The following is a 13,713-nucleotide window of genomic DNA, read 5'->3' on the forward strand; positions in this document are numbered from 1 at the left end:
ATGGGGAATGTAACGCTTAACCGTGTGACCAAGCAGTTCGGAGCTGCCAGCGTCATCAAGGGCGTCGATCTGGCGATCGAGGATGGCGAGTTCTGCGTCTTCGTCGGGCCGTCGGGCTGCGGCAAATCCACGCTTCTGCGCATGATTGCAGGGTTGGAGGATATTTCCTCCGGCGAGCTCAAGATCGGCGGCAATGACATGACCAGGGTCGGCCCCGCCGAGCGCGGTGTCGCCATGGTGTTCCAGAGCTACGCCTTGTATCCGCATATGACCGTGGCGGAGAACATCGGCTTCGGCCTGCGCATGACCGGCCATTCCAAGGATGAGGTTGCCCGTCGCACGGCAACCGCTGCCGAGATGCTGCAATTGAAGCCCATGCTCGACCGCAAGCCGTCCCAGCTTTCGGGCGGCCAGCGCCAGCGCGTCGCCATCGGCCGCGCTATCGTGCGCAATCCGCAGGTGTTTCTTTTCGACGAGCCGCTGTCCAATCTCGACGCCTCGCTCCGGGTCCAGATGCGCACCGAGATCAGCAAGCTGCATCAGGATATCCGCACGACGATGATCTACGTCACCCACGACCAGGTCGAGGCCATGACCATGGCCGACAAGATCGTCGTGCTGCAGGGTGGATTGGTCGAGCAGGTCGGGTCGCCGCTGGAGCTTTACCATCGCCCGAAGAACATCTTCGTCGCCGGCTTCATCGGATCGCCGAAGATGAATTTCCTGAAGACCAAGGCGTCACCGGTCGAAGGCGGCGTGAAGGTCGATCTTCCCGGCGGCCAGTCGATCACGCTGCAAGGCGGTTCGGTGAAGGAAGGACAGTCGGTAACCCTCGGCATCCGCCCCGAACACCTCGATCGAAGCGAAGGCGGTGACGCGACGCTTCAAGGCAAGGTGCGTCTTGCCGAATATCTGGGATCGGAAACGATGTTCTACATCGCCCTTGCCGACGGCACCGAGATTGCGGTGAAGGCGGACGGCTTGGCACAGGCCAAGCCCGGCGACGATTTCTCCATCCATATTCCTGCGGCTGCCTGCCATCTGTTCGACGACGCCGGCAATGCCATCCTCAACGGAGATCTGACGAAATAATGCTTGGCGTTTGCTATTATCCGGAACATTGGCCCGAGAGCTGGTGGGAAAAAGACGCGCGTCGCATGCGGGCGCTTGGCATCTCTCATGTCCGCATCGGCGAGTTCGCCTGGTCGCGCCTGGAGCCGACGCGCGGCTCCTTCGATTTCGGCTGGCTCGATCGGGCGATCGACACGCTGGCCTCCGCCGGTCTGAAGGTCGTGCTCGGCACGCCGACCGCAACGCCGCCGAAATGGCTGATGGACGAGTATCCGGAGATTGCTCCGGTTGACGAGCAGGGCAGGGTGCGGGGCTTCGGCTCGCGCCGTCACTATACCTTCTCCTCGGACGTCTGGTGGAAGGAGTCGGAACGTATCGTCGAGGTCGTCGCGAAGCGATATGGCGAGCATCCGGCTATTGTCGGTTGGCAGACCGACAATGAATACGGATGCCACGATACGAGCCTTTCCTGGGGTGCCGAAGATCTGAAGGCGTTTCGCCGCTGGCTTCGCCTCCGCTATCAGTCGGCGCAGCAATTGAACGAGGCCTGGGGCAGCGTCTTCTGGTCGATGGAAGTCCAGAGCTTCGAGGATGTCGTGCTGCCGAACCTGACCGTGACGGAGACCAATCCCGCCGTCCGGCTCGACTTCTGGCGCTTCCATTCCGACCAGATCGCCGCCTATGACCGCATGCAATGCGACATCATCCGGAAGTATTCCCCGAACCGTTGGATCACCCATAATTTCATGGGCTTCGTCAACGACTTCGATCACTGGAAGGTCGCCGAGAACCTGGACCTGGCCTCCTGGGATTCCTATCCGATCGGCTTTGTCGAGAAGTTTCCCTTCAGCGAGGAAGAGCGCGTGCGCTGGGCGGAGACATCCCACCCCGACATCGCGGCCTTCCATCACGACCTTTACCGGGGCGTCGGCAATGGCCGGTTCTGGATCATGGAGCAGCAGCCGGGGCCAGTGAACTGGGCGCCGTGGAACCCTGTGCCTAAGCCGGGAATGGTGCGCCTGTGGAGCTGGGAAGGTCTCGCCCACGGAGCCGAGGTTGTCAGCTATTTCCGCTGGCGTCAGGCGCCGTTCGCGCAGGAGCAGATGCATGCCGGCCTGAACCTGCCCGGTCTCGACGAACTTTCGCCGGGCGGCAAGGAAGCTGAAATCGTCGGTCGTGAGATCGAGGCCGTCGGCCCGTTGCCTGAGGCCGCTCAGGCACCTGTCGCAATCGTCTACGATTACGAAAGCTACTGGTCTGCCGTCATCCAGCCGCAGGGCAAGGATTTCCGCTACGAGGAGCTTGCCTTCCGCTGGTACGAGGCGGTCAGGAAGCTCGGGCTCGACGTCGATTTCGTCCGTCCGGGCCAGTCGCTGAAAGGCTACAAGCTTGTTCTCGTTCCCTGCCTGATGCATGTCTCCGACGTGGCTCTGGCCGCATTCGAACAGGCTGATGGGACCGTCCTTTTCGGTCCGCGCACCGGTTCGCGTGATCGCAATTTCCGCATTCCGGCCAATCTTCCGCCGGGACCGATCGGTGACCTCACCGGTGTCAGGATCACGCAGGTCGCTTCGCTGCGGCCGGGGCTCAGCACCTCGTTGGCCGGAGCGGTCAACGGTCAGGCGACGAGATGGCGGGAGCATATCGAGACGCAGTCGGATGCGAATGTCATGGCGACGTTCGAAGATGGCGGCCCGGCGCTGGTGTCGAAGGGGCGATATCTCTACCTGGCCTGCTGGGCGGACGGTGCCCTCCTCGGCAATCTGATGTCCTACCTCGCTTCCAGCCTCGGCCTGCAAACCACGGCGATACCCGATTTCATCCGTCTTCGCCGTGCCGGCAAGCTGACATTCGCGTTCAATTACGGGCCGGATGCGTGGACAATTCCCGGAGAGCGGGAGTTTGTGCTCGGTGGGCGGGAGATCGCTCCGTTCTCTCTTTCTGCCTGGAAATAGACGCCAGGCTGGCTTTCAACGCGTGACGGCACGGCGGCGGTTTCGCCGCCGTGGCCCCATGCCGGGACGAAAAGCTATTTCATTTGTTGCGATGGAATGGCATGGAGGAAGGACGACTGCACCGTTACAAGCATTTTCGCTTCGGTTATTCCGCCATGATGTCTGTACCGAAATACTTTGCAGCAGTTTTGCTGGCCGCTTTCGTATCTCTTCCGGCACTGGCCGCAGACCTGAAAGACCCAACCGACCGCAGCCTTGATCTCTGTCTGCAAGATCCGAACAATGGATCGACGGGCGACCAGACGGCCTGCGAAACAAAAGCGCTCGCATCCTACGACAAGCGGATGAATCTCGCTTATTCCACACTCCTCAAGGAGCTTCCGTCATCGGCGGCACAGGATCTCAAGACCGCGCAGCGCAGTTGGATCGCCTATCGCGATCTGGAAGCGAAGGCGCGGGAAAGCCTCTTTGAGACCCGGAACGGTAGCATGTATGCGCCGATGGAGGCGGATGCGGAAGTGGCTCTGACCAAGGAACGCGCCTTGATTTTGGAGCGCTACGTTCGGGTGCTGGACATTGATGGCCCCTAGTGAAAAGCGTTGCGACCGCCGCGTCGCTTAACCCGCTGAACGCTGATGTTTTCGGTGGGGAAGTCGATACCGCTATGGTAGAAAACCTCGCGGCAAGGCTTTGGTCGCCGTGAATTGGGATGGAGCATCCTGCGAGATGAATGTGACCCGAACCAGCGGCGGCGCGAACGACAACCGCAAGATCGATCTCCGCGCGAGTTTGGTTTTGGTCGTGTGGGTTCTTCTTGTGCCCATTGCGCTAGCCACTCTGGGACTCTGGCAGGCGCAGCGTGCGGCCGAAACCCTTGATAGCTCGGGTCGCTCTTCGGCCGAAGTCTCGACGACCCTTGCCCAGGTAAAGGAAATCACGGCAACCAATCCCAATGCCAGTCTCACCTTTGAGGGAGATGGCGGGCCGATCCACCTCTCCGCGCTGGTTGCCATTTCACGGATCGAGGCCGCCCTTTCTCAAGCCGCCGAGGATCTTGAGATCTCCCGGATTCGCCAGCCACTTGTCTGGGTGACGATCGGCGGAGCGGTTCTTGCATTTATAGGCGGCGCCGCCGGTCTCGTCACCGCGACCATCAGCGGGCTGCGGGCGCGACGCTCCCAGCGCCAGTTGATCAAGAGCTTTCAACGTCTCGGATCTGTTCTGCCGTTTATTCTGGCAATGGTGGTGATCGGGTTTTGTATCGGCGTAAGCGCGGCGATATTGTTCGAGGCGATCAGCATCGGCCTCTGGGCGGACTTGACGACGGGAAGTGCCAAGCTTTTTGTCGCCGCCTTGGCTCTGGCCGTCGTGGCGGCCTATAGCGCCTTCATGGCCGTGCGCGGACTGCGGGATGTCTTTGCGCTGTTCATGCCCGAGCCTCTTGACGTCTCGGGGCGAGCCGTTGGCGAAGCGGAGGCACCGGAGCTTTGGCGTTTTGCCCGCAGCTTGGCCGACCGGCAAAATGCCCTGCTACCCGACACGATTATCGTCGGCCTTACCGAAGGCTTTTTTGTTACCGAAAGCCAGGTGCGTCTGTGGCCGGAAGACAGGTTGCTGACCGGACGGTCGCTCTATCTGCCCGCGCCCTATCTCGATCTGCTCGACCGGGCCGAAATCACAACCATCATCGGCCATGAGTTTGCGCATTTTTCCGGCGAGGACACCCGCTACAGTCAACGGTTCGCCCCCATCTACGCAGGTTTCTGGCGTGCGCTGACGGCACTGAAACGGGTCGACGGTGGTCGTTTCGTTTTATACCCCGCGGTTAAGCTCGGCTTTCATGCCATTCAGCAGTTCGATCACGCGGTCTGGCACTGGAGCCGGCTAAGAGAATTCGAAGCTGACCGCATGGGCAGTCTGCTCGGCACGCCGGCAGACGCCGCCTCGGCGCTGATCCGCACGGGTGTTATCGCGCCTGCCGTCACCTATGTTCTCGACCGAGCCCACGCAGAATCCGATAGTGATGGGTTGCACGATCTCGTCGCGCAGACGACGGAGCTTGTCCGCGCGGAAGGATGGAACGACCCCGTTCCACTTCTTGAAGACCGGCAACCACACCCGACGGACAGCCATCCGCCGACGAGCCGGCGCATATCGGCCCTGGGCGTCCGCCTTGATGACGATCTTCTGAGAAGAGCGACGCGTCGGCCGGAGCAGGGCGTTCGATCCTTCGTGCATGAGCTGTTTCCGGATTGGACAGGCTTGTGCCGCCGTCTAAGCCAGGATTTTCTCGATGACGCGCGCAAGGCGCGTGCCCTTCGTCGTGAAGCCCTTGAAAAGGTCGTCGCGGATGTCGCCGACGTGACCGTTGTCTATGACAACGTCAAGCCGATGATCTGGACGATGGGCATCGTGGCGGGGATTTTCGGCGCATTTGGCCTGTCGGTTGTCGTGTTTTCCGCACAGGCAGGTCTCGGTTATGACCCATTCGGGCAGATGATGATGGCTGTCGTCACCGGTACATTTGCTGCGGCAGCCACCATTTATGCGGTTTTTCTCCATCGCAGAGCGGCAAGACCACTGATGGTGCTGAACCCGGATGGACTGGTTTCGCCGCGGTTGGATAGACCCATTGCCTGGACGGAAATTGCCAAATACGCGGTCTACGCATCGACTCGATTCTCCCTGCGCCTCTGGCTCCACCCAGACACAACCGCTCCCAAGAAGGACTGGCGAGCGCTCTATAGCAAGGTCGACCATCGACGGGGTGTCGTCACATTGGGCGCCATGGGGATCAGAGGCATGAAACCGGCGGACTTCAGCGGGCTCGTTGGCCGGTATCTTTATGCTGCCTATGCCCGCCAGGAATTGGCCGCCGCTGCATCAGGGTCGATCCAGGTCGCGAACGCTGACGAAAACGTAGATCAATAATGCGTTCCCTGGGACAATCATCTCAAATTTGACCACCAGGCCGAGCATCAATGTCGCGACCGTTTTGCACGCGCAATCACAATTGCCCAGCCCGATACCTGCTCACGACATTCCGGCAAGCGCGGATCGTCAGCGCCATGACCGTCAGTGTCGTGCCGGCAATGCCACTGCCGGGGAAGGCGGAGGCATCCGTTACGATCAGATTGGGAACGTCCCAGCTCTGGTTATAGGCATTGAGCACGGAATCCTTTTCGGATGTCCCCATCCGGGCGCCGCCCGTCTCGTGGATCGCGGCTCCCATGCACATGGTCTTGCGGAACCATTTGCGGAACATGAAACGGCTGAAGGCATCGGCGTCGGGGAATGCGCCGCGACCCATCTCCTTGAGCCCGGTAGGCGAGCCGATGAACTCCAGCTCGCCGCCGACGCCGCGTACCGTCTCGATCAGGGTTTCTTCCTGACGGCGCAGCAGGGCGTGTTCTTCTTCACCCATGACGCAACGGATATGCGGAACTGGAATATTCCAGGCATCCTTGCGCTTGCTGTCGAGCGTGATGCGGTTGTCGGCATAGGGTAGCATCCGGCCGAAGCCGAAGAAGGCGAGCCGGGAAGGCTGGTCATTCGGTGTCGGCGCGCGGCCGACGCTGCCTTGATAGTCGAAGTCTCCGCGAGAGGCATCGTTTGCCCCGAAGCGCGGAATGAAGATGCCGCCGGAGGGATTGTAGAACGGGTCGGCCGGCGCGGAAGTGTCGGCCGCCCAGCCTTTCGCTTTCGGGAAGGACCCGAAGGCGAGGCAAGGCAGCTGATCCATGAAATAGCGACCGAGCGTCCCCGAGCTGTTGCCCAGCCCGTCGGGATGCCTAGGCGATGCCGAATTGAGCAGCAGCCGCACGCTTTCGATCGGGGACGCCGAAAGCACCACCAGCGCGGCGCGCGCAGTCTCGATCTCGCCCGTGACGCGATCGATGAATTCCGCGCCGGTCGCTCGGCCGCTTTCCTCGTCCGTCGTGATGCGGCGAACGATGGCGTCGTGACGGACTGTAAGATGGCCAGTCGCCAGCGCCTCGCGCAGGGGCTTCGGCGTGCGCTCGGCGTCCGGTGCGATATAGCGCCAGGAGACGACGCTCCGCTCCGGCCAGCGGCCTTCCACCTCGGTCTTGAAGGTCTCCTCGGCCGGCGTCAATTGTGCCGGATGGGCATAGACGCCATCCGGCAGCGTCTCGACACCGTCCTTGTTGCCATAGAGCCCGAGGTAGGATTCGACTTCGGCGTAGTAGGGCGCCAGCTCGTCGTAGGAAACCGGCCAGTCGACGCCCTTGCCGGTTCGCGACTGGATCTTGAAATCATCGTCGGTCCAGCGCAGCAGGACACGGCCGAAACTGTGCAGGCGCCCACCGCTCTGACGGCCACGAATCCAGAGAAACGGTGCATCCTTCGGTGTCGTGTAGGGATTCTTACGATCGTTGACGAAGAAGTGGCTGAAGCGCTCGGTAAAGAAGGCTGCGCGCGCCTGAATGGGCTGGCCCTTGAGCGTGGCGCGAGCGCGTTCCCAGATATTGATACTGCTGGCCGGCTCCTTCTTTCGGGATGGATCGAAATCCCTATGCGAAACGGCAGGCCCTGCCTCAAGCAGCAGCACCGAAAGCCCTTGAGCGGTCAATTCCTTGGCGGCGAAAGAGCCCGCCGCGCCGGAGCCGATCACCAGCGCATCATAGATAGTCTGAGACATGAGCAATTTCCGTATGGTCTGAAAGCAGTGTTAGAGGCGCACGCCGTCCGCGCCGAAGAGAGAGGCCTTGGCGATATCGAGCCCAGGCGCGATTTCCGCACCCGGATCGAGCGTCGCATCACCCATGATCCGGTAGGAAAGGCTTTGTCCCGCCCAATCGAACCAGATCACTGCATCGGCCCCCATCGGTTCGACGACGGAGACGACGCCCGGGATCGTGGGCCAGCCCTTCGCCTTGCCATCGGGCGCAATATGCTCCGGCCGAACGCCAAGGGTGGCCGGGCCTGCTTCGGGAGCTGCGAGAAGGGGATAGTCGGAGAGGTCGATTTCGAGCCCGTTGCTTTCGAAGATGGGAGTGCCTGCCTTGAAGGCGATCTCGCCTTCGATGAAGTTCATTGCCGGTGCGCCGATGAAGCCGGCAACGAAAAGATTGGCCGGGCGATGATAGATCTCGGACGGGCTGCCGAGCTGCTGGATTACGCCGTCGCGCATGATGGCGATGCGATCGGCAAGGGTCAGCGCCTCCACCTGATCATGCGTCACATAGATCATGGTGTTGCCAAGGCTCTGGTGCAGCTTCTTGATTTCGACGCGCAATTCGTTGCGCAGCTTGGCGTCGAGATTGGAGAGAGGTTCGTCGAACAGGAAGACATCGACCTGGCGCACCAGCGCACGGCCGATCGCCACGCGCTGGCGCTGACCGCCGGACAGTGCCGACGGGCGGCGATCGAGAAGTTTTTCGAGCTGCAGAAGCGATGCGGTGCGGGCGATGCGCGCTTCTATTTCAGCTTTGGGAAGGCCCGCAACACGCAGGCCGAAGGAGAGGTTCTTCTTCACCGTCATGTGCGGGTAGAGCGCATAGGACTGGAACACCATGCCGATGCCGCGATCCTTCGGCTCCTCCCAGGTGACGTTCTTGCCGGATATCGAAATCTCGCCGCCGGTAATGTCCTGTAGTCCCGCTATGGCGTTCAGAAGTGTGGATTTCCCGCAGCCGGACGGTCCCAGCAGCACGAGAAACTCGCGCGGGGCGATATCGATCGACATTTTCTCGATCACGGTATGATCGCCATAGGCGATCTTCAGATCCTTGACGGAAACAGCGGATTGCATCGAATTATCCCTTCACTGCGCCAGCGGCCACGCCGCGCACGAACCAGCGGCCGGAAAAGAAATAGATGGCGAGCGGAACGATGGCCGTCAGGATGGTGGCGGCCATGTTCACATTGTAGGCGCGCTCGCCCATGGTGGTGTTGACGATATTGTTGAGCTGAACCGTCATCGGCAGATTGTCCCGCCCGGCAAAGACGAGGCCAATCAGGAAGTCGTTCCAGATGCCGGTGAACTGAAAGATGGAGGCGACCATCACCATGGGGACCGACATGGGCAACATGATCTCGAAGAAGATCCGCCAGAAGCCGGCACCGTCGACGCGCGCGGCCTTGCAGAGTTCTTCGGGGATCGCGACGAAATAGTTGCGGAAGAGCAGCGTGACCAAAGGCAGCCCGAAGATCACATGGACGAGGACGACACCCGCCACCGAATTATAGAGGCTGAGATTGGCGAGCAGTCGGACCAGCGGATAGAGGAAGATCTGATAGGGGATCAACCCGCCGGCCATCAGCAATCCGAAGAGGAAGCCTGAGCCTTTTGGTCGCCAGAAGGAGAGGGCATAGCCGTTGATCGCGCCGATGAAGACGGAAATTGCCACCGCCGGCACGGTGATCTTCACCGAGTTCCAGAAGCCGAGGCGCACGCCGAGGCATTGCGTGCCCATGCAGGCGCCCGACCATGCGGTTTTCCAGGCGTTGAAATCGAGAGCGCCGGGAAGGGCGAAGATGCGGCCCTGACGGATCTCCTCCATCGTCTTCAGTGACGTTACCAGCATCGTATAGAGCGGCAGCAGGAAGAATAGCGCCGAGAAGATCAGGAACGCATAAAGCCCGATGCGGCCGACCGTCAGCCGGGATGGTTTGGGGCCGTTTGGACGAAGGGCTGCCATCAGTGCGCTCCCATTCTTCTGGCGCGCATGTAAAGCGCATAGCGAAACGGGGCGACGGCCATGACGACGGAGAGCACCAGCACGGTGGCGCCTGCGCTCGCCAGGCCGAGATTTTGACGCTCGAAGAGATTGTCCATGATGAATTTTGCCGGCACTTCGGTCGAAAAGCCTGGTCCGCCGCCGGTGAGCGCCACGACGAGGTCATAGGTTTTGATGACGCCCATGGAGAGCAGCATGCTCGATGCCGCAAGCGCCGGCCCCAGCTGAGGCAGGATGATCGACAGGTAGATGCGCCAGACAGGAATACCGTCGATCTGTGCCGCCTTCCATTGCTCCTCGCCGATGCCGCGCATGCCGGAGAGTGCGATCACCATGACGAGGCCCGCTCCCTGCCAGACGCCGGCGAAGACGACGGTATAGATCGCCATGTCGCGACTGACGATCCAATCGAATGCGAAGCTCTGCCAGCCGAGCGCCCGCACGCTCGCCTGAATGCCGAAGGTCGGGTTCAGCATCCATTGCCAGATGAGGCCGGTGACCACGAAGGACATGGCGTAGGGATAGAGGAAGATGGTCCGAAACACGGCTTCGAAGCGTACCTTGCGGTCAAGCGAGGCCGCCAGCACGAAGCCCAGCGCCAGACAGCCCACGACATAAAGCACGCCGAAAATCAGCACATTTTCCAGGGATGCGAGCCATCTCGACATCCGGAACAGCTTCGCATACTGAGCAAAGCCGACATAGTTGGACGATGGAAAGATGGTCGAATCCGTGAACGACAGCCTCACGGACCAGACCATGGTGCCGATATAGATGAAGATCGCTGCGATCCAGGTCGGCAGGAGCGCGATGGTCGCAGCGGGGGAACGTCTGCGCTTGGCTTGCATCAGCAAACTTTCTCAAAAGGAATGCGCGGCCGATCGGATTTCTCTTTCCAACCGGCCCGCTGCACGGCTCTATTCAAAGATCGCGAAGAACTTCTCGGCGCCGGAGGCGCTATCCTCGGAAGGATTGCTCCAGAATTCGTCGACAAAGTCATTGAGCGCACCGGCCTGCTGCGGCGAGAGGATCAGCGCCTGATCCGGCACGATCTTGCCCTCGCTCATCAACTCCAGGCCCTTCTGCGCGCAAACATCGAGCTTCGATTTATCGACATCGGTGCGCATCGGCACGGAGCCCTTCTTCAGCGAAAACTCGACTTGCACAGCCGGATCCATGGCGACTTCGGCAAGCAGTGCCTGACCCTTCTGGGCGGCCGGATCGGTGAGCTTGGGGAAGGAGAAGGAGTCGGCCACATAGACCATGCCCGGCGATTGCGGGGCGAGCATGCAGCCGTAATCCTTGCCCGCTTCCTTGCCGGCGGCGATGAACTCGCCCTTGGCCCAATCGCCCATGAACTGCACGCCGGCCTTGCCGGTGATGACCATGGCGGTGGCGTCGTTCCAGTTGCGGCCCGGCGCGCCTTCATCGACATAGGCGCGCAGCTTGCCGAGAATATCGAGGGTCTTCTTCACGCCGGCGGTGGAGGCTTCACCCTTGTCCTTGTCGGCATAGATCTTGAGGAAGCCGTCAATGCCGACCTGGGTCAGCAGGATCATGTTGAAGACCTTGGATTCCTGCCAGGATTGGCCGCCCCAGGCGACTGGCTGCACGCCGGTCGCCTTGAGTTTGTCGAGCGCTGAGAAGAATTCGTCCCAGCTCTTCGGCTCTTCGGTTATGCCGGCCTTGGCGAAGGTGTCCTTGGAATAGAACACCCAGCTTTCGCCATGGGCGCCGGTTGGGGAAAGATAGACCTCGCCGTTATAGGAGAGCAGGTCATAGATCGATTTCGGCAGCACATCGGCCCACTTGCCGGCTTTCGCCACCTCGCCAATCGGGCTCAAAAGGCCCTGTTTGACGAAATCGGCGTTGGCGACACCAAGCACGCTCTGCTTGGCGGTCGGCGGATCGCCTGCCACCAGGCGGTTCTGGAAGGCGGCATCGGCGGCGCCGAAGCCGGCGATGGAGGAATCCTTCCAGACCCCGCCGCGCTTTTCGAATTCCTGCTTGATGACGTCGAGGGCCGTTGCTTCGCCGCCGGAGGTCCAGGAGGTCATCACCTCAACCTTGGGCTTGTCTTCCGCATGGGCCGGAGCGAGGGCCGCAAAAAGCGCGGCGCCCGCCAATAGCAGTTTCACTTTATTCTTCATTGTTCCACCTCTTCAAAAGGCCCTCTTGGCGGGGCCGTTGGTTCTAGGTTTATGAAATTCAGCGGTAGATCGGCAAGAGCGCCTGCCGGACGAGCGTCAGCCCGTTTGCGATGTCACTGATCGGATCGGGTGCGGCGTCAAGTTCGAGAATGGCCCAGCCCTGGTAGCCGCGATCGCGCAAGAGCCGGATCCAGCCCGGCCAATCGACGCGGCCAAGGCCGAAACCGCAGAAATAGGGGCGGTGGCGATCATGGATATCTTTGTCGATCGGGGTGTCGGCCGGCATTGGCCCGAGCGCATCCTTCCAATGGGCGATGATAACACGCTCATGATGGCGGTCGACGAGTTGGATCGGGTCGGACCCCGCGACGATGATGTGCGCCGTATCAGGGCACATATGCACATAGGCCGGGTCGGTCAGCAGCATCAGCAGATCGACATCGCGTGCGGACGCAAAGATCGAGTGTGCCTCCGTGTGGATCGCCAGCCGAACGCCCTTGGCGTAAAGGGCCGCGCCGAGGCGGTTGAGAAAATCGGCGATCTTGCGCGCCTGTTCGAAATCGAAAAACCGTACCGGCTGAGCGCCAAGCGTCTGCCGCAACGGACCGCCGATGACCATGATGTCGCTGCCGCAGGCTTTTAGAAATTCGGCATACTTCTCGGCCTTGTCGATAATGGCAGCCTGCGCCGCGCCTTCCGTGAAATCGCCGGCGGCTTCAAGTTCGGCGAAAAAGCCGCTCGCCAGCGTCAGCCCACGTTTGGAGAGTTCGCCGGCGAAAGCTTCGACCGAACCATAGGTCTTCGTCGCGTCCTGCCAGTTGAAAGGCGAGAAGGTCAGCTCCACACCGGTGACGCCGGAGGCCTGTACGCTGTCGAGAATCTTGTCCCAGAAGGCGCGGGGTTCGTTGCGGGACAAGGCGATGATGCCGTCATAATCCTCGACACCCCAGAAACCGGGGTGGAAGAAGGTGACGAGATCGACACCAAAGCGAAGCCGTTCGGTTGAAGTCATGACGCTATCCGTTCTCCAGGCATAGGAAATCGCTTGCGGAAGCGGGGTCCGCAGTAAATTATCCGAATAATTTCAATGCACTGCAAATGGCAATCGTTTGCCGTGCCCAGATAGTAGCCAAGTCGTTTTTTTATGCAAGTAATTTTTGGCAATCGTTTGCCAATTGACTGTGATTGCCGTAACCCTTCAGTAGGGCGTTGGTGCACGGATCGTTTATCGATGATGGGATAATCGGCTGCGATCGCCTCAGCCTCGTGCCACCACTATGCCCTTCAAACACAATGCCGCCCGCCGCCATCGTATCGGCAAGATGAAGTTCAAGGTGACGAACTGGGCAGAATACGAAGCCGGCCTTCGCCGTCGCGGCAGTCTGACGTTTTGGATAACACCGGAAGCGCTGTCGTCCTGGCAGGCGCCGAAGCGGACGACACGCGGCGGCCAGCTTCGCTATTCTGATCTGGCGATCGAGACCGCCTTGACGCTGGGCCTGGTGTTCGGCCTGCGTCTGCGACAGATGGAGGGCTTGCTGGTGTCAGCGCTCAAATTGATGGGGTTGGATCTCGCCGTGCCCGATCACACCACGCTGAGCCGGCGGGCACGGACTGGCGATCGACGAACAGGCCAGATGGTCGTAGCATTGCTAAAACGGGATCAGTTCACATCCTCATCGACAGCACGGGGCTCGAAATCTATGGCGCCGGCCAGTGGCTGGCGGAGAAGCACGGTGCTAAATCCCGTCGGCGCTGGCGCAAATTGCACCTTGCGCTGGACGCCGACACTGGCGAAATCATCGCTCAAAACATGACCGATCAGAATGCGGGCGA

At 60.8% G+C, this 13,713-nt stretch carries 10 protein-coding genes and 1 pseudogene; 5 read left to right on the forward strand and 6 right to left on the reverse strand.

What is annotated here, in order from left to right:
* The 4 genes from AC1RO0_RS27530 to AC1RO0_RS27545 all read left to right on the forward strand — a co-directional run bounded on the left by AC1RO0_RS27530 (position 1) and on the right by AC1RO0_RS27545 (position 5,957).
* Positions 1–1,092: an ABC transporter ATP-binding protein gene (locus AC1RO0_RS27530; RefSeq protein WP_498595730.1), complete on the forward strand. Its 1,092-nt coding sequence runs from the start codon at positions 1–3 to the stop codon at positions 1,090–1,092.
* Entirely contained in the window at positions 1,092–3,026 is a 1,935-nt protein-coding gene (locus AC1RO0_RS27535) for a beta-galactosidase (protein ID WP_498595731.1), read from the forward strand. Before AC1RO0_RS27530 ends, AC1RO0_RS27535 begins: the two co-directional genes overlap by 1 nt.
* 101 nt (positions 3,027–3,127) lie before the next feature.
* Entirely contained in the window at positions 3,128–3,616 is a 489-nt protein-coding gene (locus AC1RO0_RS27540; RefSeq protein ID WP_498595732.1) for a lysozyme inhibitor LprI family protein, read from the forward strand.
* Between the two features lie 136 nt (positions 3,617–3,752).
* Positions 3,753–5,957 carry a M48 family metalloprotease gene (locus tag AC1RO0_RS27545; protein WP_498595733.1) on the forward strand — a complete coding sequence of 735 codons (2,205 nt, stop codon included), beginning with the start codon at positions 3,753–3,755 and terminating at the stop codon, positions 5,955–5,957.
* Positions 5,958–6,033: 76 nt separating this feature from the next.
* Here AC1RO0_RS27545 and AC1RO0_RS27550 read toward each other — a convergent pair whose 3' ends face one another.
* From AC1RO0_RS27550 to AC1RO0_RS27575, 6 genes are all read right to left on the reverse strand, one after another.
* On the reverse strand, positions 6,034–7,686 hold the full coding sequence (locus AC1RO0_RS27550) for a GMC oxidoreductase (protein ID WP_498595734.1): 1,653 nt from the start codon (positions 7,684–7,686) through the stop codon (positions 6,034–6,036).
* A 30-nt stretch (positions 7,687–7,716) separates the two neighbouring features.
* Entirely contained in the window at positions 7,717–8,799 is a 1,083-nt protein-coding gene (locus AC1RO0_RS27555; protein WP_498595735.1) for an ABC transporter ATP-binding protein, read from the reverse strand.
* 4 nt (positions 8,800–8,803) lie between these two features.
* Positions 8,804–9,688 carry a carbohydrate ABC transporter permease gene (locus AC1RO0_RS27560; RefSeq protein ID WP_498595736.1) on the reverse strand — a complete coding sequence of 295 codons (885 nt, stop codon included), beginning with the start codon at positions 9,686–9,688 and terminating at the stop codon, positions 8,804–8,806.
* Positions 9,688–10,575 carry a carbohydrate ABC transporter permease gene (locus tag AC1RO0_RS27565; protein WP_498595737.1) on the reverse strand — a complete coding sequence of 296 codons (888 nt, stop codon included), beginning with the start codon at positions 10,573–10,575 and terminating at the stop codon, positions 9,688–9,690. Before AC1RO0_RS27565 ends, AC1RO0_RS27560 begins: the two co-directional genes overlap by 1 nt.
* 69 nt (positions 10,576–10,644) lie before the next feature.
* The gene (locus AC1RO0_RS27570) at positions 10,645–11,877 is read right to left on the reverse strand and encodes an ABC transporter substrate-binding protein (protein WP_498595738.1); all 1,233 of its coding nucleotides are present in this window, start codon (positions 11,875–11,877) and stop codon (positions 10,645–10,647) included.
* A 58-nt stretch (positions 11,878–11,935) separates the two neighbouring features.
* Positions 11,936–12,889: a sugar phosphate isomerase/epimerase family protein gene (locus AC1RO0_RS27575; RefSeq protein WP_498595739.1), complete on the reverse strand. Its 954-nt coding sequence runs from the start codon at positions 12,887–12,889 to the stop codon at positions 11,936–11,938.
* 265 nt (positions 12,890–13,154) lie between these two features.
* Between AC1RO0_RS27575 and AC1RO0_RS27580 the strand changes: the two are divergent.
* Positions 13,155–13,713 (forward strand): annotated as a pseudogene (locus AC1RO0_RS27580) (IS5 family transposase); the annotation flags it as partial.

The organism is Rhizobium sp. GW821-FHT14E12, from assembly GCF_058803745.1.

Excerpts from the sequence above, each read along its gene's own strand:
- AC1RO0_RS27540 (WP_498595732.1), top strand. The coding sequence starts at position 3,128 with ATGGAGGAAGGACGACTGCACCGTTACAAGCATTTTCGCTTCGGTTAT.
- AC1RO0_RS27550 (WP_498595734.1), bottom strand. The coding sequence starts at position 7,686 with ATGTCTCAGACTATCTATGATGCGCTGGTGATCGGCTCCGGCGCGGCG.
- AC1RO0_RS27545 (WP_498595733.1), top strand. The coding sequence starts at position 3,753 with ATGAATGTGACCCGAACCAGCGGCGGCGCGAACGACAACCGCAAGATC.
- AC1RO0_RS27555 (WP_498595735.1), bottom strand. The coding sequence starts at position 8,799 with ATGCAATCCGCTGTTTCCGTCAAGGATCTGAAGATCGCCTATGGCGAT.
- AC1RO0_RS27565 (WP_498595737.1), bottom strand. The coding sequence starts at position 10,575 with ATGCAAGCCAAGCGCAGACGTTCCCCCGCTGCGACCATCGCGCTCCTG.
- AC1RO0_RS27575 (WP_498595739.1), bottom strand. The coding sequence starts at position 12,889 with ATGACTTCAACCGAACGGCTTCGCTTTGGTGTCGATCTCGTCACCTTC.
- AC1RO0_RS27535 (WP_498595731.1), top strand. The coding sequence starts at position 1,092 with ATGCTTGGCGTTTGCTATTATCCGGAACATTGGCCCGAGAGCTGGTGG.
- AC1RO0_RS27560 (WP_498595736.1), bottom strand. The coding sequence starts at position 9,688 with ATGGCAGCCCTTCGTCCAAACGGCCCCAAACCATCCCGGCTGACGGTC.
- AC1RO0_RS27530 (WP_498595730.1), top strand. The coding sequence starts at position 1 with ATGGGGAATGTAACGCTTAACCGTGTGACCAAGCAGTTCGGAGCTGCC.
- AC1RO0_RS27570 (WP_498595738.1), bottom strand. The coding sequence starts at position 11,877 with ATGAAGAATAAAGTGAAACTGCTATTGGCGGGCGCCGCGCTTTTTGCG.